Genomic DNA, 25,195 nt, shown 5'->3' on the forward strand with positions numbered 1-25,195 from the left:
AACCCATCCGCACGCTCCCTTGCGCCTCTACCACGCCCGTGGCGGCGCAAGCGGGGACGCCTGCGCCCGTGGCGGCGAAATCGGGCCGCGCCTTTATTCACACTTGCGGCAACGCGGATTCAATGCCCTGCTGATGCCGGCGCCCTGGCTGCAGGGGCCGGAAAGCGCCTCGCCCGCCCCGCTGGATGCCGACAGCGCGCAGCTGGCAGGCGGGCGCGTGCCCATGGCCGACTGGATCGAGCAGGCCGCAGGGCAGCTCGCCGAACATGGTCTGGCCCTGTACCTCGACATCGTCATGGACCGCTGCGCCATCGGCGCCGTAGCCGACACGGCTGGCCCCGGCTGGTACCAACCGCCCGCCGAAAACCCCGCGCGCGATCCGCGCATGAGCGCCGACGTGCGCGAGGCGCTGCACTTGCGTCCGGGGCCGCCGCCGCCCGGCTTTGTGGAGACCTGGAGCAAACGGCTGCGGCGCTGGTTCGAACGCGGCGCCGCAGGCTACGTCTTCCATGCGCCGCAATGCCTGCCGGCCCAGGACTGGGCGGCATTGGCGGTGGCGTTGCGCGGTCCGGATCGCGCCGCGCAACTGTTTGCCTGGGCGCAGGGACTGACGCCCAAGTCGCTGGCGGCCTTGCGCGGCGCGGGCCTGGACGGCCTGTGCTCGTCCTTGCCCTGGTGGGACTGCAAATCCGGCTGGCTGGCGGAGGAAGACCGCAGGCTGCGCGCCATTGCACCCGTCATTGCCGCGCCGCCGCGCGACGTCCCGGACAAGCGCGGCGCCTGGGCCGCGGCGCTATGCGCGGATGTCCTGATGTTCGATGGCGAGGACGATGCCCGGCTGCCCGACGTAGCCGAGGCCAATCGCTGGTTTGCGCAAGCCGGATTGCGCGGCCCGCTGCGTCTGGCCGGCGGGCGCGACGGCCACTGCACCCTGCTGCTGCGCGAATGCGCGGCCGGTACCGCCGTCCTGGCGCTCAATCCGTCGGATACGGAGGAGGCAAGCGTGGATTGGGACGCGCTGGCGCCGCTGCTGCCGCCGGCCGATTTCCTGTCCGAAGGCGTGCCGGACGGCCTGGCGCCGCAAGGCAATGCCATTGCGCCCGCGGGTTGCGCCATGTATCTGCTCGAACCCACGCATCCCGTGCGCGAAGCTTCGCGGCATGTGGCGCGCCGCCAGGACGGCGCCGCCAGCCAGCGCATCGTGGTCGAGCAGGTCAGCCCCACGGTGGATGGCGGCGCCTTCCCCATCAAGAGCATCCCGCATGAGCGGATTCCGGTGCGCGCCGACATCTACATGGACGGCCATGAACTGCTGGCCGCCGAACTGCGCTGGCGCGCGGCCGACGAAAGTTCGTGGCGCGCAGCGCCCTTCACGCGCGGCTTGAACGACCGCTGGGAAGCTTCGTTCCGTCCGCGCCGCATCGGGCCGCACGAGTTCGTGGTGCATGCCTGGCTGGACGCCTGGCAGACCTTCCGCCATGACTTCGAGGTGAAACACCAGGCCGGCGTGGACCTGCGCCTGGAAGTGGAGGAAGGCCTGCTGATGCTGCGCGCGGCGCTGGCGCGCGCCCGCAACGCCTCGCACCCCGGCGCCATGACGTTGCGCAACACGCTGCAGAGATTCGGCAAGGCCGCCGAAGACGAACCGGCCCCGCCCACACCGCAACAGATCGATGCACTGCTGGACGAGGATCTGGCCGGCACCATGCGCGAACTGGACGACCGCCCTTTCGAATACGTCAGCCCCGCGCCCTATCCGGTCTGGGTGGATCGCGGCCAGGCCTGCCACGCCAGCTGGTATGAGCTGTTTCCGCGTTCGCAATCCGCGCTGCCCGGCCAGCATGGCACCTTCGACGACGTCATTGCGCGGCTGCCGGACGTGCGCGAGATGGGATTCGACGTGCTCTATCTCCCGCCCATCCATCCCATCGGGCAACGCAACCGCAAGGGGCGTAACAACAGCCTGCGCGCCGAGCCCGGCGACGTGGGCAGTCCCTATGCCATCGGTTCTGCCGACGGCGGGCACGATGCGGTTGAACCGCTGCTGGGCGGGCTGGACGGCTTCTTGCGGCTGGTGGACGCGGCCCGCGCCCACGGCATGGAAGTGGCGCTGGACTTCGCGATCCAGTGCTCCCCGGACCATCCCTGGCTGGCGCGGCACGCGGACTGGTTCTTGTGGCGTCCGGACGGTTCGCTGCGCTATGCCGAGAATCCGCCGAAGAAGTACCAGGACATTGTCAATGTCGCCTTCTACGGCGCCGTCGCCCGGCGCGCGCGCAAGCTGACCCTGTGGCGCGGCCTGCGCGACGTGGTGCTGTTCTGGGTGCAGCATGGCGTGCGCACCTTCCGGGTCGACAACCCGCATACCAAGCCGCTGCCGTTCTGGCAGTGGCTGATCGCGGAGGTCCACGCGCAGCATCCCGACGTGATCTTCCTGTCGGAAGCCTTTACCCGGCCCAAGATGATGTACCGGCTGGCGAAGATCGGCTTCACCCAGTCCTACACCTACTTCACCTGGCGCAATGACAAGGCGGAATTGGAGGCCTATCTGGAGGAAGTCTCCACGCCGCCCGCCGCCGATTTCTTCCGGCCGCACTTCTTCGTCAACACGCCGGACATCAACCCCTACTTCCTGCAGTCCTCGGGCCGCCCGGGCTTTCTGATACGCGCTGCGCTGGCGGCGCTGGGGTCCGGCCTGTGGGGCATGTACAGCGGCTTCGAACTGTGCGAGTCGGCCGCCTTGCCGGGCAAGGAGGAGTACCTGGACTCCGAGAAGTACGAGTTGCGCCAGCGCGACTGGTTTGCGCCGGGCAACATCCGCGCGGAGATCACCCGCCTGAACCAGATCCGGCGCGCCAACCCGGCCCTGCAGAGCCATCGGGGCCTGACCCTGGCGAATAGCGGCAACGACCGCGTGCTGGCGTTCTGCAAGTCCACGCCAGGCCGCGGCAATTTCATCCTCGCGGTCATCAGCCTGGATCCCTTCCAGCCGCAGGCGGCGCGCATCGAGGCGCCATTCTGGCTGTTCGGCGAGGCCGACACGGGCCGGCTGATCGCAGAAGACCTGCTGGCTGAACGCAGCGAGCCATGGCAGGGGCAGATCCGCGAACTGACGCTGCATCCCGATCAACCCTATCGCGTGTGGCGCTTGTCGCTGCATGGATGACGCCGCGCGCCCATTGCCATGATCAGTGAAACCCAACCTCTCCAGGACGACGGCCTTTGGTACAAGGATGCGGTCATCTATCAGCTGCACGTCAAGTCATTCTTCGACTCGAACGGCGACGGCGTGGGCGATCTGCCCGGCCTGATCTCCAAGCTGGACTACATCTCCAGCCTGGGGGTCAACACGATCTGGCTGCTGCCCTTCTATCCCTCGCCGCGCCGAGACGACGGCTACGACATCGCCGACTACCGTGGGGTGCATGCGGATTACGGCACCGTGGCCGACGTGAGGAAGCTGATCCGCGCGGCCCACGCCCGTGGCCTGCGCGTCATCACCGAATTGGTGGTCAACCATACTTCCGATCAGCACCCCTGGTTCCGCCGCGCGCGGGCGGCCAAACCAGGATCGGCCGCGCGCAACTTCTACGTCTGGTCGGATAACGACAAGGCCTATGCGGGTACGCGCGTCATCTTCTGCGACACCGAGAAATCCAACTGGACCTGGGACCCCGAGGCCGGCGCCTATTTCTGGCACCGCTTCTACTCGCACCAGCCCGACCTGAACTACGACAATCCGCAAGTGCTCAAGGAAGTGCTGGCCGTGATGCGCTATTGGCTGGACATGGGCGTGGACGGCTTGCGCCTGGACGCGGTGCCGTACCTGGTCGAACGTGAAGGCACCAACAACGAAAACCTGCCCGAAACGCACGAGGTGCTCAAGCGCATCCGGGCCGTGATCGACGCCGAGTATCCCAACCGGCTGCTGCTGGCCGAGGCCAACCAGTGGCCGGAGGACGCGCAGGAATACTTCGGCGCCGGCGACGAATGCCATATGTCCTTCCATTTCCCGCTGATGCCGCGCATGTACATGGCGATCGCGCAGGAGGACCGCTTCCCCATCATCGACATCATGCGCCAGACGCCCGACATTCCCGCGTCCTGCCAATGGGCGATCTTCCTGCGCAACCATGATGAGCTGACGCTGGAAATGGTCACCAGCCGCGAACGCGACTATCTGTGGAACGTGTACGCGGCGGACCCGCGCGCCCGCATCAACCTGGGCATCCGGCGCAGGCTGGCGCCGCTGCTGGAACGCGACCGGCGCAGGGTCGAGCTGATGAACAGCCTGCTGCTGTCCATGCCGGGCACGCCCGTGCTGTACTACGGCGACGAGCTGGGCATGGGCGACAACGTGCACCTGGGCGACCGCGACGGCGTGCGCACGCCGATGCAATGGTCGCCCGACCGCAACGGCGGCTTCTCGCGCGCCGACCCCGAACAGCTGCCGCTACCGGTGCTCATGGGCCCGCTGTACGGCTATGAAGCGGTGAACGTGGAGGCGCAACAGCGCGATCCGCATTCCCTGTTGAACTGGACCCGGCGCCTGCTGGCGCAGCGCCGACAAAGCCATGCGTTCGGACGCGGCGCCTTGCGTTTCATCTTCGCGGGCAACCGGAAGATCCTGGCCTATCTGCGCCAATGGCAGGACACCACCATCCTGTGCGTGGCCAACCTGTCCAACGCCGCGCAGCCGGTGGAACTGCAACTGCAGGAGTTCAACGGCCGCGTGCCGGTGGAAATGCTGGGCGGCACGCCGTTCCCCGCGGTAGGCGAGCTGCCCTACCTCCTGACCCTGCCGCCTTACGCCTTTTATTGGCTGGACCTGAGCAACCAGGCTGCCCCGCCCGACTGGCATGCCAGCACGCCCGAACAGATGCCGGAGCTGACCACCCTGGTGCTGCGCGCGCATGGCGGCGCGGCCTTGACGGACGCGTCCCGCGCCACGCTGGAGCGAGAAGTGCTGCCCCAGTACCTGGCGCGCCAGCGCTGGTATCCGGGCAAGCAGCCGCCGGCGCGCGCACGCCTTGCCTACGCCACGCCGTTCACCGGCGCGGATGGCGAGTACTACTGGGCCGAGGTCGAGCCCGAAGACGGCGTCGACGGCCTGCGCGCGCAGGTGCCTTTCGTGCTGGTCTGGGACGAGGCCGCCGCCGTGCAGTATGCGATCGCCCGGGTGCGGCGCGGCGCGGAAGTCGGCGTGCTGGCGGACGCCTTCCTGCAGCCCGGTTTCGTGCGCACGGTCGTTCAGGCTATGCAGCAGGGCCGCGAGCTCGACGGCCGCAGCGGCGGCAAGCCCGGCGACAAGCCGGGGGTCATCCGCTTCCTGCCCGAAGCAGGCCTGGCCGACCTGGAGGTCGCCGGGGACGGCGAACTGCAATGGCTGACAGGAGAACAGTCCAACAGCTCGGTCGTTGTCGATGGCAAGCTGATACTGAAGCTGATCCGCGCCGTCCAGCCCGGCGGATCGCCCGAGTTGGAGATGACCCGCTACCTGACGCGCGCCGGCTACGCCAACATGCCGGCGCTGCTGGGCGAGGTGCAACGGGAGGACGCCGACGGCGTGGTCCATACGCTGGCGGTGGCGCACCGCTATGTCGCCAACGAGGGCGACGCCTGGAACTGGACGCTGGATCTGCTCAAGCGCACGCTGGACAATGCGCTGCTGGTGAACCAGAGTCCTGACGAGTTCGCCCAGGACCTGCAAGGCTACGCCGCAATGGCCGCCACCATGGGCGAGCGCCTGGCGCAGATGCACAACCTGCTGTCGCAGGCCACCGACGACCCCGCGTTCCAGCCGCGCGCCGCCCGCCAGGCGGATGCCGATGCGCACGCGCGGCACGTCCAGGGCCTGCTGGAACGCGCGGAAAAGAACTTGCGTGCGCAACTTGGCGAACTGGAGGCCCCTTCGCGCGCCTGCGCCGAATGGTACTTCGAGCACCGCTCCCGGCTGGCGGCGCGCGTGGCGGCGATGGCGCAGGCCGAGACCGGCGCCTTGCGCCTGCGCGTGCACGGCGACTTCCATCTTGGGCAGGTGCTGGTGGCGCAGGCGGACGCCTATCTGATCGACTTCGAGGGCGAACCCGTCAGCAGCGTGCAGGCGCGCCGCGCCCTCGCCTTGCCCTGCAAGGATGTGGCGGGCATGCTGCGTTCGTTCGACTATGCCGCCGCCTCGATCGCCCGCAGCGACATCATCGGCGGCGCGCCGACCGACGCCAATGCCGGCGCGGGCGAAACGCCGGGCGCGCCTGTCGCGCCAGCGGAACTGCGCGACCTGCTGTTGGCGCGCTTTCGCCAGACCGCCAGCCAGGCCTTCCTGCAAGGCTACCGCGATGCGCGCACCACGGCGCTTGTCCCGCCTGCGGCAGACGACGCGCTGCTGGCCCTGGCGCAACTGGAGAAGGCCGCCTATGAAGTGAGCTATGAGGCCGCGCATCGCCCCGACTGGATTTCGATACCGCTGTGCGCCCTGGTGGAGCTGGCGCGCAGCCTGCTGCTGTCGGCCGCGGTGGATGAGGAGGACGCGTCATCATGAGCCAGGACATGCCCGCAGGCGGCAGCCTCAGCGCCACCTCACCCGTCGAACTGGCTGCGCTGGCCTGCGGCCTGCACAGCGATCCGTATGCCTTCCTGGGGCCACACGAGGGAGAAGTGCGCGTGTATGTCCCCGGCGCGCGGGCTGTCGCTGCGCTGGACGGCGCCGGTGCGCGCATCCCCTTGCGCGAACAGGGCCAGGGACTGTTTCTTGGACGCGTTCCTCAAGCCCGCTCCGGCGACGGCGGCTCGTACCGTCTGGCGATCCAATGGCCCGATGCCGAACAGATCACCGCCGACCCCTATGCCTTCGGCACCCTGCTGGAAGACGGCACGCTGGAGGAGCTGGCGCAAGGCGCATGGCGCAGCGTCGGCACAGCCCTGGGCGCGCGGCTGATGGAAATCGACGGCGTGGCAGGACTGCGCTGCGCGGTATGGGCGCCGAACGCCCAACGCGTGGCGGTGGTGGGCGATTTCAACGCCTGGGACAGCCGCCGGCACGGCATGCGGCTGCGGCACCGCGCCGGCGTTTGGGAGATCTTCATCCCGGGCGTGCAGGCCGGCGAACGCTACAAGTTCGCCATCACCGACCGCGCCGGCAATCAGCGCCTCAAGGCCGATCCGCTGGCGCGGCGCAGCGAAGCGCCGCCGGCCACGGCCTCGGTGGTGGAGGACGGCGCCGGCTATCCGTGGGAAGACCAGGCCTGGATGGCGCAGCGGCGCTCGCGCCAATCCTCCGACGCGCCGCTGTCCATCTACGAAGTGCATGCGGGCTCCTGGCTGCCAGACGACCCGGACTCGCGCGCCTGCATCTGGGACCGGCTGGCCGACAAGCTGCCGGCCTACGCCCGCGCCATGGGCTTCAGCCATGTGGAGCTGCTACCCGTCATGGAGCACCCCTTCGGCGGGTCCTGGGGTTATCAGCCGCTGGGCATGTTCGCGCCCGCGGCCCGCTATGGTCCGCCCGCCGCCTTCGCCCGGTTCGTCGACCGCTGCCACCACGCAGGCATCGGCGTGATCCTGGACTGGGTGCCGGCGCACTTCCCGGACGACGCGCACGGCCTGGCCCGCTTTGACGGCACCGCGCTGTACGAGTACGAAGATCCGCGCGAAGGCTATCACCCGGACTGGCATACCATGGTCTACAACCTGGGCCGCACGGAGGTGCAGGCTTTCATGATCGCCAGCGCGCTGCATTGGTTGCAGCGCTTCCATGTCGACGGCCTGAGAGTGGACGCGGTCGCGTCCATGCTCTACCGCGACTACAGCCGCCAGCCCGGCCAATGGATCCCCAACCGCTACGGCGGCCGCGAAAACCTGGAGGCGGTGCAGTTCCTGCAGGCGCTCAACGGCATCGTGCGACATGAAGTGCCGGACGCCATCATGATCGCCGAGGAATCGACGGCCTGGCCCGGCGTCACCGCGCCGGTCAGCGACGGCGGGTTGGGCTTTCACTACAAATGGAACATGGGCTGGATGCACGACACCTTGCGCTACCTGTCCGAGGACCCCGTGCACCGCAAGCATCACCACCATGACATCACCTTCAGCATGGTGTATGCGTACAGCGAGCGCTTCATCCTGCCTCTATCGCACGACGAGGTGGTGCACGGCAAGGGCTCGCTGCTGGCCAAGATGCCGGGCGACGCGGCCGCCAAGCTCGCCAACCTGCGCGCCTACCTCGGCTTCATGTGGGCCCATCCGGGCAAGAAGCTGCTCTTCATGGGCGGCGAAATGGCACAGCCCAGGGAATGGAACCATGACGTCCCGCTGGATTGGGAGCTGCTGGACCGCCCCGGCCACCTGGGCATACAGCGGCTGGTTGCCGACCTGAATGGCCTGTACCGCGGAGTGCCGGCGCTGCATGCGCTGGATGCCGATCCGGCGGGCTTCGCCTGGACGATCCTGGACGACCGGGACAACAGCGTGGTCGCATTCATCCGCAGCGACGGCGTCCATCATGTGCTCGCGGTCGCCAATTTCACGCCGGTGGCGCGGCATGACTACCGCATCGGCGTGCCTCGGGCCGGCCGCTGGGCGGAAAGGCTGAATACCGACGCCACGCACTACGGCGGATCCGGCCAGGGCAACCAGGGCGGCGCCAGCACCGGCCTCAGCGCGTCCCATGGGCAGCCCCAGGCCTTGTCCTTGACCTTGCCGCCGCTATCCACCCTTTTTCTGCTCTACGAAGGTTGAACGCATATGGATCCCTCCCAATTCACGCGCATCGCCGGCGGCCAGCCCCATCCGCTGGGCGCGGTCAGCGACGGCCTGGGCGTGAACTTCGCGGTGTTCTCGGCCAACGCCACGCGTATCGAGCTGTGCCTGTTCGATCCCAAGGGCCGCAAGGAACTGCGCCGCTTCGACCTGCCGGAATGCACCGACGAGATCTGGCACGGCTACCTGCCCGACGCGCATCCCGGGCTGGTGTACGGCTATCGCGCCCACGGCCCTCACGATCCGCGCAACGGGCACCGTTTCAATCCCCACAAGCTGCTGCTCGATCCCTACGCGCGCCAGTTGACCGGGCCGCTGCATTGGAGCGATGCGCTGTTCGGCTATCGCATGAAGCATGCGCGCGCCGACCTCAGCATCGACCGGCGCGATAGCGCGCCCGCCATGCCCAAGGCCATCGTGGCCGAGGAAACACCCTTCACCTGGGGCAACAGCCGGCCGCCGGCCACGGCCTGGAACGATACCGTGATCTACGAGGTGCACGTGCGCGGCGCCTCCATGCTGCGCGAAGACCTGCGCCAGCCCTTGCGCGGCACCTGCTCCGCGCTGGCCGACCCGCGCTTCATCGAACACCTGCAACGGCTGGGCGTGACGGCCGTGGAGCTGCTGCCCGTCCATGCGTTCCTGCAGGACCGCTTCCTGACCGAACGCGGCCTGCGCAACTACTGGGGCTACAGCACGCTATCGTATTTTGCGCCGGAGCCCGCCTACCTGCAGCACAACCCGAACGAACTGCGCCAGGCCATCCGCCGGCTGCATGCCGCCGGCATCGAAGTGATCCTGGACGTGGTCTACAACCATACGTGCGAGGGCAGCGAGCTGGGGCCCACGCTGTCCTGGCGCGGACTGGATAACGCCAGCTACTACCGCCTGGTGCCGGGCGATGAACGCTACTACATCAACGACACCGGCTGCGGCAACACCGTCAACCTGTCGCATCCGCGCGTCCTGCAAATGGTCACGGATTCGCTGCGCTATTGGGCGCAATCCTATGGCGTTGACGGCTTCCGCTTCGACCTGGGCGTCACCCTGGGCCGCGAAGGCACCGGCTATGACCCGGGTTCGGGCTTCTTCGACGCCGTGCTGCAGGACCCTGCCCTTGCCCGCCTGAAACTGATTTCCGAACCCTGGGACGTGGGCCCGGATGGCTACCAACTGGGTAACCATCCGCCCGGATTCGCCGAGTGGAACGACAAGTTCCGCGATGCCACCCGCCGCTATTGGCGCGGGGATCCCGCCATGCGCGGCGAGATGGCGGCGCGCTTGTGCGGATCGCGCGACCTGTTCGACCGCCGCCACCGGCGCCCCTGGAGCAGCGTCAACTACGTGGCCTCGCACGACGGCTTCACGCTGGCCGACATCGTCAGCTACGACGGCAGCCACAACCAGGCCAACGGAGAAGGCGGCAACGACGGCCACGGCGAGAACTACAGCCATAACTGGGGCGCCGAAGGCCCGACCGGGGACGCCGCCATCCTGGAAACCCGGAAACGGGTGCAGCGGGCTCAGCTGGCCTGCGTGTTCCTGGCCGATGGCACGCCGATGCTGCTGGCGGGCGACGAATTCGGCAACAGCCAGGAAGGCAATAACAATGCCTATTGCCAGGACAACGCCCTGTCGTGGCTGGACTGGACGCAAGCGCAGGCTGACGACGGTCGTGAGCTATCCCGCTATGCGGCGCGCCTGATCGCATTGCGCCGCGCCCACCCCAGCACGCGCGCCGCGCGCTACGGCGACGCGGGCCAGCAGCTCGCGCCTGGCGTGAAAGCCATCTCCTGGTTCGATCCAGCAGGCACCGAACTGGATGCCGCCGCCTGGGAGTCGGAGGCCAATGCCCTGGTCCTGCGCCGCGCCGCCTGCCGCGAAGACGGCAGCGTCGACGTAACGTTGCTGTTGCTGAATCCAGGCGCGGAAGACGCGGTTTTCCAGATGCCGCCGCCCGAACTGGCCTGGATCCGCGAGCTGGATTCCGCCACGCAGGCGCCTGCCGCGCCCTTGTCGGAGCCCGCCGTCACGGTGGCCGCGCGCAGCGTGGTGTTGCTGGCGGCGACCTACGTACCGGGAGATCCGCCATGACATACGACTATGCATCCGGCGCAATCCCGCTGGAGAGCGGCGTCACGCGCTTTCGGCTGTGGGCGCCGACCGCGCCCGCCGGCTTCGCGCTCGAGGTCGAAGGCCATCCTGCCATCGCCCTGCGTCCCGGCCCGGACGGCTACGTGCAGGCCGACGTGGACTGCCCCGTCGGCGCCCGCTATCGCTACCGCCTCGACGCGGACACGGTCGCGCCCGATCCGGCCTCGCGCCTGCAGTACGGCGACGTGCATGGCGACAGCATCGTGGTCGCGCCGGATGCCTACCCCTGGCGCTACGGCAGCTGGCGCGGACGGCCCTGGGAGGATGCCGTGCTGTACGAGACCCATGCCGGCCTGGAGGGAGGCTATGCGGGCCTGCTGGCGCGGCTGCCGGAGCTGGCGGCGCTGGGCGTGACCTTGCTGGAGTTGATGCCCATTGCCGACTTCCCCGGGCCGCGCAACTGGGGCTATGACGGCGTGCTGCCCTATGCGCCCGACGCGACCTACGGCACGCCCGACGAGCTCAAGCGCCTGATCGACGAGGCCCATGGGCTGGAAATGGGCGTGATGCTGGACGTGGTCTACAACCATTTCGGACCCGACGGCAATTACCTGCCGCGCTATGCCGCGCCGTTCTTCAGGCAAGACGTCGCCACGCCCTGGGGCGACGCCATTGATTTCCGTCAGCCGGCGGTTAGCCAGTTCTTCAAGGACAACGCGCTGTACTGGCTGACCGAGTACCGCTTCGACGGGCTGCGCCTGGACGCCGTGCATGCGATCGCGGGCCATGAATGGCTGCATGAGCTGGCCCAGCACCTGCGACAGCATATTCCGCCCGACCGCTACGTGCATCTGGTGCTGGAGAACGACGACAACCGCGCCAGCCTGCTGCAAGGCGATTTCGATGCGCAATGGAATGACGACGCGCATCATGCCCTGCATTGCCTCCTGACCGGCGAAAGCCACGGCTATTACGCCGACTACAGCGCCCGGCCGGCCCAGGCGCTGGCGCGCTGCCTGGCCGAAGGCTGGCTGTACCAGGGACAGCGTTCACCCTACCGCGGCGGACAGCCGCGGGGCCAACCCAGCGCGGAACTGCCGCCGACCGCCTTCGTGCTGTTCCTGCAGAACCATGACCAGACCGGCAACCGTGCGGGCGGCGAACGCCTGGCCAGCCTGGTGGACAGTCCCGCCCGGCTGCGCGCCGCGGTCGCGTTGCAGCTGCTGTCGCCGCAGATCCCGCTGATCTTCATGGGCGAGGAACGCGGCGCGCGCACGCCGTTCCACTACTTCACCAGCCATGCCGACCCGGCCCTGGCGCAAGCGGTGCGCGACGGCCGGCGGCGCGAGTTCTCGCGCTTTCCCGAATTCCAGGGCGCGGGCGCGCTGTCCGACCCGAACGATCCCGCGACCTACCTGGCCAGCAAACCGCGCGCCAGCGCCGCGGACGCGCATGCCTGGATGCGGGACTACGCGGTCCTGCTGCATCTGCGCGCCCGCCTGATCGCGCCGCGGCTGGCTGGCGCGGTCAGCCTGGGCGCGGCCGCCATCGGCGAACGCGGCGTGTACGCGCGCTGGGAACTGGCGGGCGGCGCGCGCCTGACGGTCTATGCGAACTTCGGCCCCGATCGCCTGGCGCTGCCCGAGGCCTTGCAGGCGGGCGTCGAGGCCTATGCCACGCTGCTCTTCGAATCCGTGGCCGGCGCGCGCGACGCGCTGGTCCAGGGCGAGGTGTGCGGCGACAGCACCGTGTGGCTGCTGGAGGAGCCGGCATGACCACCACGCCCGCCGGCGATCCGGCCTTGTCCGCGCTGGCCGCCAAAGCCGGCATCGCCGAACACTGGACCGACGCGCGCCAGCGTCCGCGGCAGGTGTCGCCGGATACTTTACGGCTGCTGCTGGAGGGCATGGGCCTGCCGGCGGGCAACGCCCATGACATCCGCGATAGCGACCATCGCCTGGGCGTGGAGCTCGGGGCCCGGCTGCCGCCCCTGCTGGTCGCGCGCAGCGGCATGCCTGCCTCCCTGCCCGCTTGCGCGCGCGGCCGCTACCGCATCGTGTGCGAGTCCGGGCTGACCTGCGACGGCGAGGTCGCAGAAGACGGCAGCCTGATCGCGCCGCAGGAGCCGGGATATCACTCGCTGCATCTGGCATGCGGCCAGACCGTGCTCGCGGTGGCTCCCCGGCAAGCGCCCAGCCTGGACGATCTGACCGATGGCATGCGACCGCGCGCCTGGGGACTATGCGCGCAGGTCTACAGTCTCAGGCGCGATGCCGGCCAGGCTGGCGACGGCGGCTTCGGCGGCTTCGGCGCGGTGCGCGAGCTGGCCGCCGCTGCCGCGGCCGAGGGCGCCGACGCGCTCGCCATCAGCCCGGTGCACGCCATGTTTGCCGCGCAACCGCAGCGCTGCAGTCCCTACGCGCCATCCAGCCGCTTGTTCCTCAACACCCTGTACGCGGATCCCGCCTCCATCCTTGGTGACGATGCCTTGCGCCGGGCGCTGGCCGAGTTGGCCGCCCAGCCGCCCGTAACCGACTTGATAGATTGGCCATCGGCCGGGATATGGCGGCAGCGCCTGCTGCGCGCGCTACACCGCCAGTTCCGCACAATCGGACCGGAGGATGCCCGCCAGCGCTACGAGGCGTTCTGCGTCCGCCGCGGCAAGGCGCTGCGCGACCACGCCGTATTCGAAGCCTTGCATGCCGCCCAGGCAGCGCATGGCGCACACCACCTGCCCTGGACGCAATGGGCCGCCGGCCTGCGCGATCCGGACTCGCCGGAAGTCGAGCGATATGCGCGGCAGCATCCGGTCGAGGTCGACTTCCATCGCTACGCCCAATGGCTGGCCGCCGAAAGCCTGGGCCACGCGCAGAAGGCGGCGCGCCGCGCCGGCATGCGCGTGGGGCTGATCTCCGACCTGGCCGTGGGCGACAGTCCGGACGGCAGCCACGCCTGGAGCCGCCAGACCGACCTGATGCCAGGACTGTCCATAGGCGCGCCGCCCGACATCCACAATCCGCAAGGACAGAACTGGAATCTGGCCGCGTTCTCGCCGCGCGCGATGCATGCCCAAGGCTACGCGGCCTACATCGACATGTTGCGCGCCGCGCTGGCTCACGCTGGCGGCCTGCGCATCGATCACATCCTGGGCATGGCGCGGCTGTGGCTGGTACCGGATGGACTGGCCGCCGATGCGGGCGCCTATCTGCGTTATCCGTTGCGCGAACTGCTGGCGCTGACGGCGCTGGAAGCCTGGCGCCACCGCGCGCTTGCCATCGGCGAAAACCTGGGCACGGTGCCTGAAGGCTTCAACCGCGAACTGGCGGATCACGGCATCCTGGGCATGAATGTGCTGTGGTTCATGCGGCAGGAGCCTGACATGACCGCGCCGCCGTCCGAGCCGCCCAAGCCGGCGCCTTTTCTTGCCGCCGAAGACTGGCCCGTCCAGGCCGTGGCCATGACCTCGACCCACGACCTGCCGACCTTGCGCGGCTGGTGGGCCGAGCGCGACATCGACGTGCGCGCCGAACTGAACCTGCTGGGCGGCGGCGATGACGAGGCCACGCTGCGGCACAACCGGCGCATGGACCGCAGCTTGCTTGCGCAAGCCCTGGGCTGCGCCGTCGAACCCGCGCGGGCGCCGCTGGAGGACATGCTGCGCTTCGTGTCTTCCAGCCCTTGTCCCCTGCTGCTGGTGCCCATGGAAGACCTGGCGGGCGAACTGGAACAGCCCAACCTGCCCGGCACCGTGGATCAGCATCCCAACTGGCGTCGACGCCTGGCCGCAAGCAGCGCGGCGTGCTTCGCCGACCCAGCCGTGCAAGGCCGGCTGCAAGCCCTGCGCACGGGTCGGAGTCGGCCATGACCATGCCGCGCGCCACGGTCCGCCTGCAACTGCATGCCGGCTACACGCTGCACGACGCCCACGCCTGCGTGGACTACTACGCGGACCTCGGGGTCAGCCACCTCTACCTGTCGCCCATCACCTGCGCCCGCCCCGGCTCGACGCATGGCTATGACGTCATCGACCATGGCGCGGTCAATCCGGAGCTGGGCGGAGAGTCCGCGCTGAGGGACCTGGCCCGGGCGGCCCGCCGGCGCGGGCTGGGCCTCATCGCGGACATCGTGCCCAACCACATGGCGGCACACCCCGCCAATGCCTGGTGGCGCGATGTGCTCGAACACGGCGCCGCAAGCGCGCATGCGCGCTGCTTCGACATCGACTGGAACGCGCCGGATTCCGCGCTGCGCGGCAAAGTCCTGCTGCCCATCCTGCCCGACTCCTACGGCGAGTCGCTGAATCAAGGCGTAATGGCGCTGCGCCACGACGCCACTACCGGGCGCGTCGAACTGGAGGTCTCGGGCCAGCGTTATCCCGTGGCGCCGGAATCGCTTGCGCGCGGGCTCGATCCGCAAACCCTGCTGCGCCGCTGCGACCCGGCGCGCGCATCCGGCCGCGAGCGCCTGCACCGGCTGCTGCAGAGCCAGCATTACCGGCTGGCCTGGTGGCGCTGCGCTGCCGATCAGATCAACTGGCGGCGCTTCTTCGAGATCAGCGAGCTCGTGGGCGTACGGGTCGAGGACGAAGCCGTCTTCGATGCCGTGCATGCGCTGCCGCTGCGCCTGTACGCGCAAGGCCTGCTCGACGGACTGCGCATCGACCACATCGACGGACTGGCCGCGCCGGGCGCCTATCTGCGCAGGCTGAATCGATGCCTGGCCGAAGCCGGAGCCAGCCGTCCGCCGGCTTGCGCCCAATCGCAAGCCTATCTGGTGGCGGAGAAGATCCTGGCGTCGGACGAAGCGCCCGATGGGCGCTGGCAGCTGCATGGCACCACAGGCTACGACTTCATGGATCAGGTCGGCGCCTTGCTGCACGACCCGCAGGCCGAAGCGCCGCTGCGGGCGTTCTGGCAGATGCTCACGGGCGATCTGCGCACGCCGCAGCGCCAGCTGGAAGCGGCGCGCACGCGCATGCTGCAGCGGCACTTTTCCGCGGAACGCCTGGCGCTGGTCCGCTGCCTGGAACGTTTGGCGCGGCACGACCGCCGCACCCGCGACTGGTCCGCGCCGGCCATGGACCGCGTGCTGTCCGCGTGGCTGGCGGCCTTTCCGGTGTACCGGACCTATGCCGAGGACGGCGGGCGCAGCGACGCGGACCGCGACCGCTGCGATGCAGCCGCGCAACGCGCCACAACCCTCCTGCGCGCCCTTCCCGGCTCGGCTGACGCCGCCTTGCTTGCGCAATTGGACCGTTGGCTGAGCGGACGCCCCGCCGACCCCGCAACGGCGGATCATGCCGCCGCGCCGCTCGCGCAAGGTGAAACGGAAGCTGCGCAATCCCTGCGCCGGTTCCAGCAACTGACGCCGCCGCTGGCCGCCAAAGCACTGGAAGACACGCTGTTCTATCGCTACGGCCCGCTGCTGTCGCGCAATGAAGTCGGCGCATCGCCGCAGCGGTTCGCGCTGTCGCCCGAGGCTTTCCATGCTCTGGTCGAAGCGCGGGCGCGCGAATTCCCCCACGCCATGCTGGCCACGGCCACGCATGACCACAAACGCGGGGAGGACGCGCGCGCGCGGCTGGCGGTGCTATCGGAAATGCCGCAAGCCTGGCGCAAGACCGCGTATCGCTGGATCCATGCCCTGCCCGACGCCGGGCAACTCACCTTGGCGGACCGCTACCTGCTGGTGCAGACACTGATCGGGGCTTGGCCCGCCGGCTGGGATGCCGACATCATCGAACAGCGGCCGGCCAGCGTGGCCGCATGGATCGAGCGCGTGGCGCAGTGGCAGCTCAAGGCGCTGCGCGAAGCCAAGCTCCATACCAGTTGGACGGATCCTGACTTCGCTTATGAAGCCGCCGGGCTTGGCGCACTGGAGTTTCTGCGGGACGCGGCCCCCGGCCGGCGCCTGCTGGCCGAAATCGCTGCATACGCCCTGGAGCTGGCCCCCGCCGGCATGATCAACAGCCTGGCGCAGACGCTGTTGCGCAACACGTTGCCGGGCGTGCCGGATCTGTACCAGGGTACGGAGTTCTGGGACGTAAGCCTGGTCGATCCTGATAACCGGCGCGCGGTCGACTATCCGCCGCGGATAGCCATGCTGGCCCGCGCTCGCGCCAGCGCCGCCGTCCGACCCAGCGCAGCGGACTGGCGCAGCGGCGCGGTGAAGCAGGCCCTGATCCAGCGCCTGCTGTCGGCGCGGCTGCGCCACTCGGCATTGTTCGGCCAGGGCGAGTGCATCCCCCTGGCTGCAACCGGGACGCATGCGCAGCACGTCGTCGCCTGGCTGCGGTGTCATGAAGACGAGTGTGCCGTGATCGCCGCGCCGCGGCTGTGCGCCCTGCGCCTGTCCGGCTACGCTCGCGGCGAGCCGCGTGCGGCGCGGGAATTCTGGGCCGATACCGCGCTGTGCCTGCCCGATGCGGTCAGGGACTTGGCGTGGCGCGATGCAATGGGCGACGAAAAGGCGCGGCGCGGCGCCGACGGTGTGCTGCCCTTGTCCGATCTGCTGTGCGAACTGCCGGTAGCACTGTGGCTGTCAGCGGCGGCTTGACGCTTCAATGACGATGCATGAAGCACAAACGGCCTTGTCCGCCCACAGCGGGACAAGGCCGTCCTTACCGCGATACCCGCCCGACTACAGGGCCCGGAACACGCGGTCTATGAGTCAGCGCGGCATCTTGCTTTGCTGGCCCGGGTTCTGGCCAGGTTGCTGCCGATCCTTGTCGGCATGCTGGCCGGATTGGCCGGGCTGCTGCTGCCCGGGCTGATTGCGGTCCCTGGGGTTTTCCTGGGCCTGTTGCTTCTGTTGCTGCTTTTGCTGGTCGGGCTGGTTCTGATTGGGCATTGCAAGTCTCCTGGAAGACGGAAAAAGCTCCGCCGCATTCCATACAGCAACCCGCGTGCCCAAACCCGCGCGGCGGTCAGCCCGCAGCCCCGCGTACGAGGGGGACGCAAGGACTGCTGGTAAAGTCCGGCCAGGTTGGTAAAAAATACGCTGCGCGCCCAGCCCTATTGCGTGGCCGTGTGGCGCTTGCCGCGCGCTGACTGCGGTTCCTGGGCGGAAGCGTCGTAGGCGTCGAGCCAGGATGACGCATAGGCGGCGGGCGCGGCCAGCGGTTCGCCCTGGTCGCGTTGCGTGCGCAGCCGCACCGTCAATTCGTCCAGCGGCATGGGGCGGCCCAGCGCAAAGCCCTGGCCGTAGCGGCAGCCGGCCGCGCGCAAGGCGGGAATGTCCGCCACGTTTTCGACGCCTTCGGCCACCACCCGGCGGCCGAGCCGGTTCGCCAGTTCCGCGGCGGTGCGCAACACTTCGAAGGCGACGGCGCTGCGGCGCATGCGCGTGACGAAATACTGGTCGATCTTGACCTCGGACAGCGGCAGCGCCGACAGCAGCTTCAGCGAAGCGTGGCCGGTGCCGAAATCGTCCAGGCTGACCTCGCAGCCGGCATTCTCGAGCTTGAGCAGCGTGGCGCGGAGCACGTCGAGTTCGCGGATGGGCTGGTCTTCCGTCAGTTCCACGCGCACCAGCGACGCGGGCAGCTCAGCCGCATAGATGCGGTCCAGCAGGAAATCCACCGCGGCCTCGTCCGACAAGGTGGAGGCAGGCGCATTGATGGCCACGGGAATGGCGATTCCGGCGCGCCGCATCGTCAGCAGCATGTCTATGACACGCAGGCAGACGCGCTCGAAAAGCACCTTGTCCAGGCCCAGGCGGTTGACGGCGGGAATGAAGTCGGAAGGCATGATGATGCCCAGGCGGCGATGCCGCCAGCGAGCCAGCGCTTCGGCCGACACGATCCGGCCTGTCAGCAGGTCCACCTGCGGTTGCAACAGCATGCGCAGGCCATCCTTGCCGGTGATCATGGCGGCGATCTCGTCGTCGCTCGCCACCGAGTCTGTGGAAGCCTCTTGATTCGACATCATGTCGATACTCCTTGCGCGCCCCTGGGCGAAAACCTGCGCTGTCCGGGCGCAGAAAGAGGCACATTGGACTGAGTATTCCCAGCTACAGCGCTTTTTGTATGCCATTTCCAGACTTTCTTCCAGGCAATTCTGCGCCGCTGCGGCGGCAAAGTCACATATATGTATCCATACGTATTAAGCTGCTCGGATTCATGAATGAAACGGCCTTTCCGGCCCCGGCCGCCGCCCTCGCCGGAAAGCCTTGTCGACATGGTAGGGTTTGCGACTACCGCCCTGCCGGGCCCACCGCCGCTGCTGCTGTATTCCTCGCGTGAAGAACCTGTATTTCCGTTGGCGCGCCTCGTTGCGCAACGTCCTCTGGCTGGACGCCCTCCAAGCCGCGGCCATCAGCGCCGCGCCCGTCATCCTGGCCGTGCTGGCGCACGAGCCGCGCCTGGGCTGGAGCGCCATCGCGGCGTTCTGGGCCTGCTTCGGGGATCCGGGCGGTCCCCTGCGCCAGCGCGCGGGCGCAATGCTCGCGCTGGGGCTGATAGGCGCGCTGTTCTGCTTTCTGGCCAGCGTCAGCGCGGCCCATCTATGGCTGCTGCTGCCCCTGACCTTCGTGTGCTGCACATTCGGCGGCCTGTTGCGCGTGCTGGGGCCGGCCGCGGCCATCGTCGGCACCTTGCTGTCCGCGGGCTTCGTGGTGGCGGCCGAACTGCCCGCCCCGACCTGGACGGAAAGCCTCTCATACACGCTGTTTTTCCTGGCCGGCGCGGCCTGGGCCATCCTGATGACGGCGCTGGTATGGCGCCGGCGTCCCTGGAAGGACGCCACCCATGCGGTCGCGCACTGCTACCGCGGCCTGGCGGACTTTGCCGACGCGCTGGCCCGCATGTACTCGGGCTTGACGCCCGCCGCCAGTCCCCAGGCCTGGAGCGCGGTCACGCGGCCGCAGCGCAGCGCCCAGCGTGCGGCGCTCGAAGCCGCCCGCACGCGCATCCGCGAAGTGCAGGACGCGCGACCCTCGCGCCGCGCCCGCGCGCACCAGCTGCTGTACCTGCTGGACAATGCTGAGGACAGCTTCATCGCGCTGGTAGCCGCGGCCGATCTGCTGGAATCGAACGCGCCGCGCTGGCTCGGGCGCGGCGCCGGCGCCCATCTGTCGCATGCGCTGCACCGCTACGCCAGCCTGTGCAATGCCATCGCCAGCACTTCGGATGTCAACGACGCCAAGCAAACGCAGTGCCTGCGCGAACGCCTGGCCCATTACAGCGCCGGCCTGCATGAACTGCGCGGCAGCGCCCTGGCCCACGCACCCGAACTCGCCACCATGGCGCCGGTGCTGGACCGGTTGTTGCACACGGCGCAGGCCGTCACGCAGTCCCTGTTCGACCAGGGGCAAGCCCCGGCGGCGCCCACGCGCGACCGCCGCGCAGCCAACCCTGCGCAAGACGCCTGGCGCGCACTGCGCCAGAACCTGAGCTTCGAATCCGACGCCTTCCGCCATGCGCTGCGGGTAGGCGTGGGCGCCACCATCGCCGTGGCGCTGTCCAAGACCTTCGCCGTCAACCATGGCTACTGGATGTCGCTGACGCTGGTCTTCATCCTGCAGCCTTACTTCGCGACCACCTGGCAGCGCACGCTGGAACGCGTGGCCGGCAGCGTGGCCGGCGCCATCGGCGCTTCGGTGCTGGGCCTGTTCCTGAGCACGCCCTTGTCCGTGGCCCTGGCGGTCCTGCCCATCGCGCTGGGCACCTTCGCCGCGCGCACGATTCATTACGCGCTGTTCACGTTCTTCCTGACTTCGCAGTTCGTGCTGGTCACCCACATCCAGCAGCCCGAGATCCAGGAGCCGATGCTCGCGGCCCTGCGCGCGTTCAACAGCGTGCTGGGCGGCGTCCTGGCCCTGCTGGTGGGCTTTCTAGTCTGGCCCGAAAAGGAGCCGCGGCAACTGGCCGGCGCCCTCAGCCTGGCGCTGGAGCGTCACGCCGCCTATGCGCGCGCCCTGTTGCGGGCCAAGAGCGGCGATGCCGGCGATGGGCAGGACCTGGTGGCGCTGCGCCGCATGGCCTGCCTTTCCGCCGACAATGCGCAGGCGTCCTTGCAGCGGCTGCAGCAGAATCCGGTGCATCGCGACCGCAATGTCGGTACGGCGGAAAACCTGCTCAACGCCATGCGCCGCGTCACGGCGGCGGGTACGGTGCTGGAGCTGCAGCCGGCCCCGCCCGTCGGATCGCCCGCCGCCCAAGCGCTCTCCGAGTACGGTCCGGCCCTGGCGCATGCGCTGCATCCGCAGCAGCCCGCGCCCCGCGCAAGCGACCGCCAACTGGCCGTGCCGCCTGCGGTGGCCGCGGGCTATCCGGAACTGGCAGCCCCGCTGAACCGCATCGCGCAACAGGCGCGTCAATTGCGCCAATTGCGCGAACGCGTGGAACGGACTCCCCCCGCGCCATAGCCTGCCGTTTGCGCTCGCCCCGGCGAACTGCCGCGGGCTTGACGCGCATCAAGGGCGAGAAGGCCGGAAAGCGTAACCATATGCACATGGCACGCTTAAACAAGGAGGCCTTCATGTACCGCCGCATTTCCGTCCACCTGGACCACGGATTCGACTGCAAACGCCGCATTGAAGCTGCCCTGGCCCTGGCCAAGCGGCACAAGGCCGAGCTGGTCGGCATCTACGCCAACGCCGCGCCGCCGCAGTATTACTACGGCGAGTCCGTGCTCATGTCGCGTTCGCTGGGTATTATCAAGGAGTTGCAGGCGCAAAGCCGCGACGCGGTGGAAACCGCCTTTCTGGAGGCCGCGGCCGAAGCGGACGTGCCCGCCTTCATGCGCGCGGGTACCTCCTCGCCCAGCGAGACCGTGGCGCTGCTGGGCCGCACCACCGACCTGATCGTGGTCAGCCAGGAAAACCGCGAGGACGTCGAGGCCGCGCACGAGATCGAGTTCGTCGAACAGACCCTGCTGACGGCGGGCCGGCCGGTGCTGGCGATTCCGTCCAGCGGCGAATTCCCGGTCATCGGCGACCGCGTGCTGTGCTGCTGGGACGGCAGCCGCGAAGCCGCCCGCGCGCTGGCCGATGCGGCACCGATATTGCGCCTGGCCTCGCACATGGTCGTGCTGACCATGGACGAAGGCGCTGCCAGCCCCAAGCATGAAGCGCCGTTCGAGGACCTGGCCACCTATTGCGTGGCGCAGGGCATGCCGGCGCCCGAGCATGTGCGCCGCGACATCAAGGGCGTAGGCGTGGGCAGCACCATCCTGAACGCCGCCGCCGACCATAGCGCGGACCTGATCGTCATGGGCGCCTATGGCCACAGCAAGCTGCGCCAGTGGGCGCTGGGCGGGGCGACGGCGTCCATCCTGAAGAGCATGACCGTGCCGGTCATGTTCTCGCACTAGCCTTGGCCTGCTAGCCCCGGCGCACCGGGGTCAGCACCGGCCTGCCGCCGAAGTGCGCCGTGGCGTTGTCCAGGAACAGCGCCACGGTGGCATGCACCGCTTCCGGCGAGCGCCCCGCGCTGTGCGGGGTCAACACCACATTGTCGAGCTCGATCAGTGCCTTGGGTACGTCGGGCTCGCCGTCCACCACGTCCAGGCCCGCGCCCGCAATGCGGCGCTCGGCCAAGGCCGCGATCAGCGCCTGCGTGTCTACCACGCTGCCGCGCGCGATGTTCACCAGATAGCCTTCCGGCCCCAGCGCTTCCAATACCTGCGCGTCCACCAGGTGGCGCGTGTCCGTTCCGCCCGGCGTCGCCACCACCAGGAAATCCGATGCCGCGGCCAGCGCGCGCGGGCTGTCGAAATAGGCATAGCCCGATTCCGGGCGAACGCTGCGGCTGTAATAGCCCACGCTCATGCCGAAGCCGTTGGCGCCGCGCCGCGCGATTTCCAATCCGATGGTGCCCAGGCCCAAAATCCCCAGCCGCTTGCCGGTGACCTGCGGTCCCATGAAGCCGCTCCAATTGCCCTGGCGCACCGACGCATCCGCTTGCGGCAGGCGCCGCGCCGCGCCCAGCAGCAGGGCCATGGCATGGTCCGCCACCGATACCGCGTTCGCGCCCGGACCATGGGTCACGACGATCCCGCGCTCGGCCGCAGCGGCCAGATCGATGTTTTCGTAGCCCACGCCCAGCGAGCAGGCGATTTCCAGCTTGGGCATCGCCGCCATTTCCTGCGCGTGCAAGCCGGTGGCGCCGCGCGTGAGCACGATGCGGATCTCCGGGCCGTGATCACGGATCGCCTGCGCGCGTGAATCGGCGGTAGGCGCAAAAATCGCGCGAAAGCCGCGCGCTTCGATTTCGGGCAGGTAATCCTGCACGCTTTCTATCAAGACAAGCAAGGGGATGGTCATGTCGGGAATGCCGCGGATGGCGGAGGGCTGCACAAAAACCCGGCGATCTTACGCCTGGGCGCAAGCCCGCGCCACCCGCCGGTCCGCCAGACGGCCGCCCGGCGCTCGGACCGATGCGCGAGCCGTCCGACACGGCTCGCGCCTTCATGACCGCATTGGACCTGCTAGAGCCGGCCGGTCAACAGCATCACAATCAGGACGATCAGCAATATGCCCAGTATGCCGCTGGGGTAATAGCCCCAACCGCGGCTATGGGGCCAGGCCGGCACGGCGCCGACCAGGAGCAGGATAAGAATAATCAGCAGGATGGTCGACATGGCGACTCCTCGGTTCTTGTTGGGATCAGGGAAAAGCCACAGCCCGCGTCAGGGGCTGGGCGGCGTGATCTCCTTGCCGGGCGGCGACAAGGGCGGCAGGTCCACGTCCGGTTCGTCGGTATCCGGATCAACAGGCAGGTCGCCGGGCGGCGAACCTGGCGGGATCGGATCTGGCTTGGGCGGAACGTGCAGGTAGTACGAGTACGCGATGTGCATGGCTGTCTCCGGGGAAAATCCACTCCTCCATCAGCAAGCCGCGTGCCCAGCCCCATCGTCGGGGATCGCGGGCACGCCGCATGCTGATGGCAGCGTCCCTGTCCCCCTGTTTGCCGCAGACGACATGAACCCAAGTTCCCGAACGGCGCCCGCCCGCGGCGGCGCAGCGCTGGTCTACTACGACGACAGCCAGGCAGGCTATGCCCGGGTCCGTGTCAACGGCAGCGCCTTCCACTACCTGGACGCCCAAGGCAGACGCATACGCAGCGCGCGGGAAATCAAGCGCATCGACGCCCTGGCAATACCGCCGGCGTACGAAGAGGTGTGGATCTGCCCTACCCCGCTCGGGCATCTGCAGGCCACCGGGCGCGATGCCCGAGGACGCAAGCAGTACCGCTACCACTCCGATTGGACCGCCGTGCGCGATGCGAGCAAGTATCAGAGCCTTGCAGCCTTCGGCCAGACGCTCCCGCGCATACGGCGGCAGGTCGAGCGCGATCTCCGTACCGCCGGGTTGTCCCAGAACAAGGTGATAGCCGTACTGGTACGTTTGCTGGAGACGACGCTGGTGCGCATCGGCGCGCGCGAGTACGCCCGAACCAACAAGTCCTATGGCCTGACCACGCTCAAGCGGCGGCACGCCAGCGTGACGGGCGACAAGTTCCGCTTCCGCTTCCAGGGCAAGAGCGGCGTGACCCACGACGTCAGCGCCGCGGACCGGCGCGTGGCGCGCATCATCAAGCGCTGCCTGGACATACCCGGCCAGCAACTGTTCCAGTATCTGGACGCGGACGGCGGCAGCCATCCTGTCGATTCGGGCGCGGTCAACGCCTATCTGCGCGCAGCCGGCGCGGGCGACTTCACGGCGAAACACTACCGTACCTGGGCAGGCTCCGTCATGGCCTATGCCGCCCTTCAGGCGAACCCGCACAAGAGCGCCGCCCAGGCGCAGAAGACGGTGGTGGAAGTGATCAAGCAGGTCGCGCGGCGCCTGGCCAATACGCCAGCCGTATGCCGCGCCTGCTATGTGCATCCGGCCATTCTGGCCGCCTATCTGGACGGCACGCTACCCGCGCGCTCAGCGGCGCCGCGGGGTCCCCGCGGACTGAGTGCGGACGAACGCCGCCTGCTTGCCTTCCTGGGCGGAGAGGCCGCTGCGGCAGCGAACGCCAAGCAAGCGTCAAAGGATCGATGAGCGCGCGTTCTTGGCCCGCGGTTGCGGCGCGGAACCGTCCGCCCAGTTCGACTCGGTGCGCGTGTCGGCCACGACGCGCTTGTCGCGCGCGGCCTCGTCCGGGGTCGAGGCGTCTGGTTTATCCGGTCTGCGCGGCACATCGACGAGAGCGCGCGGCGGCAGTATCTTAGCGTTGTCTTCCGCCCGCCTGTCGGCTTGCGCCGGCTTCGCGGATCCGGGTATGGATGCTGGCTTCATGCGTGGCTCCTGCAGTGGCTCCCCCGTAGGGAATATGGTTCCCATGCTAGGGCTCCAGGCCGCTGCGGTCATCGCAGCGCGGCATCAAATTGCAAGCGGATGTGGCCCGGCCCCCAGG

The 25,195-nt window shown here is 68.8% G+C and carries 16 protein-coding genes; 10 read left to right on the top strand and 6 right to left on the bottom strand.

The genetic code is table 11. From position 1 onward, the window contains the following. Positions 1-133: 133 nt before the first annotated feature. From ACM1PE_RS11930 to treY, 7 genes are read left to right on the top strand one after another with little or no spacing between them, the layout of a single operon-like run. On the top strand, positions 134-3,166 hold the full coding sequence (locus tag ACM1PE_RS11930) for an alpha-1,4-glucan--maltose-1-phosphate maltosyltransferase (RefSeq protein WP_419343833.1): 3,033 nt from the start codon (positions 134-136) through the stop codon (positions 3,164-3,166). A gap of 18 nt (positions 3,167-3,184) precedes the next feature. After that, the gene (treS, locus tag ACM1PE_RS11935) at positions 3,185-6,538 is read left to right on the top strand and encodes a maltose alpha-D-glucosyltransferase (protein ID WP_306632645.1); all 3,354 of its coding nucleotides are present in this window, start codon (positions 3,185-3,187) and stop codon (positions 6,536-6,538) included. Then, on the top strand, positions 6,535-8,733 hold the full coding sequence (glgB, locus tag ACM1PE_RS11940; RefSeq protein WP_419343379.1) for a 1,4-alpha-glucan branching protein GlgB: 2,199 nt from the start codon (positions 6,535-6,537) through the stop codon (positions 8,731-8,733). The genes treS and glgB overlap by 4 nt, the downstream gene beginning before the upstream one ends. Before the next feature lie 6 nt (positions 8,734-8,739). Further along, positions 8,740-10,848 carry a glycogen debranching protein GlgX gene (glgX, locus tag ACM1PE_RS11945; RefSeq protein ID WP_419343380.1) on the top strand — a complete coding sequence of 703 codons (2,109 nt, stop codon included), beginning with the start codon at positions 8,740-8,742 and terminating at the stop codon, positions 10,846-10,848. After that, positions 10,845-12,623, top strand: a complete 1,779-nt coding sequence (treZ, locus tag ACM1PE_RS11950) for a malto-oligosyltrehalose trehalohydrolase (RefSeq protein ID WP_419343382.1) — start codon at positions 10,845-10,847, stop codon at positions 12,621-12,623. Before glgX ends, treZ begins: the two co-directional genes overlap by 4 nt. Continuing rightward, positions 12,620-14,713 carry a 4-alpha-glucanotransferase gene (gene malQ / locus ACM1PE_RS11955; protein ID WP_419343384.1) on the top strand — a complete coding sequence of 698 codons (2,094 nt, stop codon included), beginning with the start codon at positions 12,620-12,622 and terminating at the stop codon, positions 14,711-14,713. The genes treZ and malQ overlap by 4 nt, the downstream gene beginning before the upstream one ends. A gap of 2 nt (positions 14,714-14,715) precedes the next feature. Beyond that, positions 14,716-17,403, top strand: coding sequence for a malto-oligosyltrehalose synthase (treY, locus tag ACM1PE_RS11960; protein WP_419343834.1), 2,688 nt, complete (start codon positions 14,716-14,718; stop codon positions 17,401-17,403). 114 nt (positions 17,404-17,517) lie between these two features. Here the strand turns inward: treY and ACM1PE_RS11965 are convergent, their stop codons facing one another. Then, complete coding sequence (locus ACM1PE_RS11965) at positions 17,518-17,697, bottom strand: hypothetical protein (protein WP_059376020.1); 180 nt, start codon at positions 17,695-17,697, stop codon at positions 17,518-17,520. A 164-nt stretch (positions 17,698-17,861) separates the two neighbouring features. Next, positions 17,862-18,776, bottom strand: coding sequence for an EAL domain-containing protein (locus ACM1PE_RS11970; RefSeq protein WP_059376017.1), 915 nt, complete (start codon positions 18,774-18,776; stop codon positions 17,862-17,864). Between the two features lie 310 nt (positions 18,777-19,086). Between ACM1PE_RS11970 and ACM1PE_RS11975 the strand changes: the two genes are divergently transcribed. After that, the gene (locus ACM1PE_RS11975) at positions 19,087-21,213 is read left to right on the top strand and encodes an FUSC family protein (RefSeq protein WP_419343386.1); all 2,127 of its coding nucleotides are present in this window, start codon (positions 19,087-19,089) and stop codon (positions 21,211-21,213) included. A gap of 113 nt (positions 21,214-21,326) precedes the next feature. Continuing rightward, complete coding sequence (locus ACM1PE_RS11980; protein ID WP_118932436.1) at positions 21,327-22,160, top strand: universal stress protein; 834 nt, start codon at positions 21,327-21,329, stop codon at positions 22,158-22,160. Between the two features lie 10 nt (positions 22,161-22,170). Here the strand turns inward: ACM1PE_RS11980 and ACM1PE_RS11985 are convergent, their stop codons facing one another. From ACM1PE_RS11985 to ACM1PE_RS11995, 3 genes are all read right to left on the bottom strand, one after another. Next, positions 22,171-23,112 carry a 2-hydroxyacid dehydrogenase gene (locus ACM1PE_RS11985; protein ID WP_059376202.1) on the bottom strand — a complete coding sequence of 314 codons (942 nt, stop codon included), beginning with the start codon at positions 23,110-23,112 and terminating at the stop codon, positions 22,171-22,173. A gap of 164 nt (positions 23,113-23,276) precedes the next feature. Next, positions 23,277-23,429, bottom strand: coding sequence for a DUF3309 family protein (locus tag ACM1PE_RS11990; protein WP_013393887.1), 153 nt, complete (start codon positions 23,427-23,429; stop codon positions 23,277-23,279). 48 nt (positions 23,430-23,477) lie between these two features. Continuing rightward, positions 23,478-23,645 carry a hypothetical protein gene (locus tag ACM1PE_RS11995; protein WP_013393888.1) on the bottom strand — a complete coding sequence of 56 codons (168 nt, stop codon included), beginning with the start codon at positions 23,643-23,645 and terminating at the stop codon, positions 23,478-23,480. A 124-nt stretch (positions 23,646-23,769) separates the two neighbouring features. Between ACM1PE_RS11995 and ACM1PE_RS12000 the strand changes: the two genes are divergently transcribed. Beyond that, the gene (locus tag ACM1PE_RS12000) at positions 23,770-24,840 is read left to right on the top strand and encodes a DNA topoisomerase IB (RefSeq protein WP_419343389.1); all 1,071 of its coding nucleotides are present in this window, start codon (positions 23,770-23,772) and stop codon (positions 24,838-24,840) included. Here ACM1PE_RS12000 and ACM1PE_RS12005 read toward each other — a convergent pair. Beyond that, entirely contained in the window at positions 24,826-25,077 is a 252-nt protein-coding gene (locus ACM1PE_RS12005; RefSeq protein WP_419343391.1) for a hypothetical protein, read from the bottom strand. The genes ACM1PE_RS12000 and ACM1PE_RS12005 overlap by 15 nt on opposite strands. Positions 25,078-25,195 lie beyond the last annotated feature (118 nt).

The sequence above is a fragment of the Achromobacter sp. PD1 genome (assembly GCF_048541815.1).
Classification (GTDB): domain Bacteria; phylum Pseudomonadota; class Gammaproteobacteria; order Burkholderiales; family Burkholderiaceae_B; genus Achromobacter; species Achromobacter bronchisepticus_A.

What these genes read in the sequence shown, in the direction of transcription:
- ACM1PE_RS11965 (WP_059376020.1), bottom strand. Translation starts at nt 17,697, where the DNA reads ATGCCCAATCAGAACCAGCCCGACCAGCAAAAGCAGCAACAGAAGCAA.
- malQ (WP_419343384.1), top strand. Translation starts at nt 12,620, where the DNA reads ATGACCACCACGCCCGCCGGCGATCCGGCCTTGTCCGCGCTGGCCGCC.
- glgB (WP_419343379.1), top strand. Translation starts at nt 6,535, where the DNA reads ATGAGCCAGGACATGCCCGCAGGCGGCAGCCTCAGCGCCACCTCACCC.
- ACM1PE_RS11995 (WP_013393888.1), bottom strand. Translation starts at nt 23,645, where the DNA reads ATGCACATCGCGTACTCGTACTACCTGCACGTTCCGCCCAAGCCAGAT.
- ACM1PE_RS11990 (WP_013393887.1), bottom strand. Translation starts at nt 23,429, where the DNA reads ATGTCGACCATCCTGCTGATTATTCTTATCCTGCTCCTGGTCGGCGCC.
- ACM1PE_RS11970 (WP_059376017.1), bottom strand. Translation starts at nt 18,776, where the DNA reads ATGATGTCGAATCAAGAGGCTTCCACAGACTCGGTGGCGAGCGACGAC.
- ACM1PE_RS11930 (WP_419343833.1), top strand. Translation starts at nt 134, where the DNA reads ATGCCGGCGCCCTGGCTGCAGGGGCCGGAAAGCGCCTCGCCCGCCCCG.
- ACM1PE_RS11985 (WP_059376202.1), bottom strand. Translation starts at nt 23,112, where the DNA reads ATGACCATCCCCTTGCTTGTCTTGATAGAAAGCGTGCAGGATTACCTG.
- treZ (WP_419343382.1), top strand. Translation starts at nt 10,845, where the DNA reads ATGACATACGACTATGCATCCGGCGCAATCCCGCTGGAGAGCGGCGTC.
- ACM1PE_RS11980 (WP_118932436.1), top strand. Translation starts at nt 21,327, where the DNA reads ATGTACCGCCGCATTTCCGTCCACCTGGACCACGGATTCGACTGCAAA.
- ACM1PE_RS12005 (WP_419343391.1), bottom strand. Translation starts at nt 25,077, where the DNA reads ATGAAGCCAGCATCCATACCCGGATCCGCGAAGCCGGCGCAAGCCGAC.
- glgX (WP_419343380.1), top strand. Translation starts at nt 8,740, where the DNA reads ATGGATCCCTCCCAATTCACGCGCATCGCCGGCGGCCAGCCCCATCCG.
- ACM1PE_RS12000 (WP_419343389.1), top strand. Translation starts at nt 23,770, where the DNA reads ATGAACCCAAGTTCCCGAACGGCGCCCGCCCGCGGCGGCGCAGCGCTG.
- treS (WP_306632645.1), top strand. Translation starts at nt 3,185, where the DNA reads ATGATCAGTGAAACCCAACCTCTCCAGGACGACGGCCTTTGGTACAAG.
- treY (WP_419343834.1), top strand. Translation starts at nt 14,716, where the DNA reads ATGCCGCGCGCCACGGTCCGCCTGCAACTGCATGCCGGCTACACGCTG.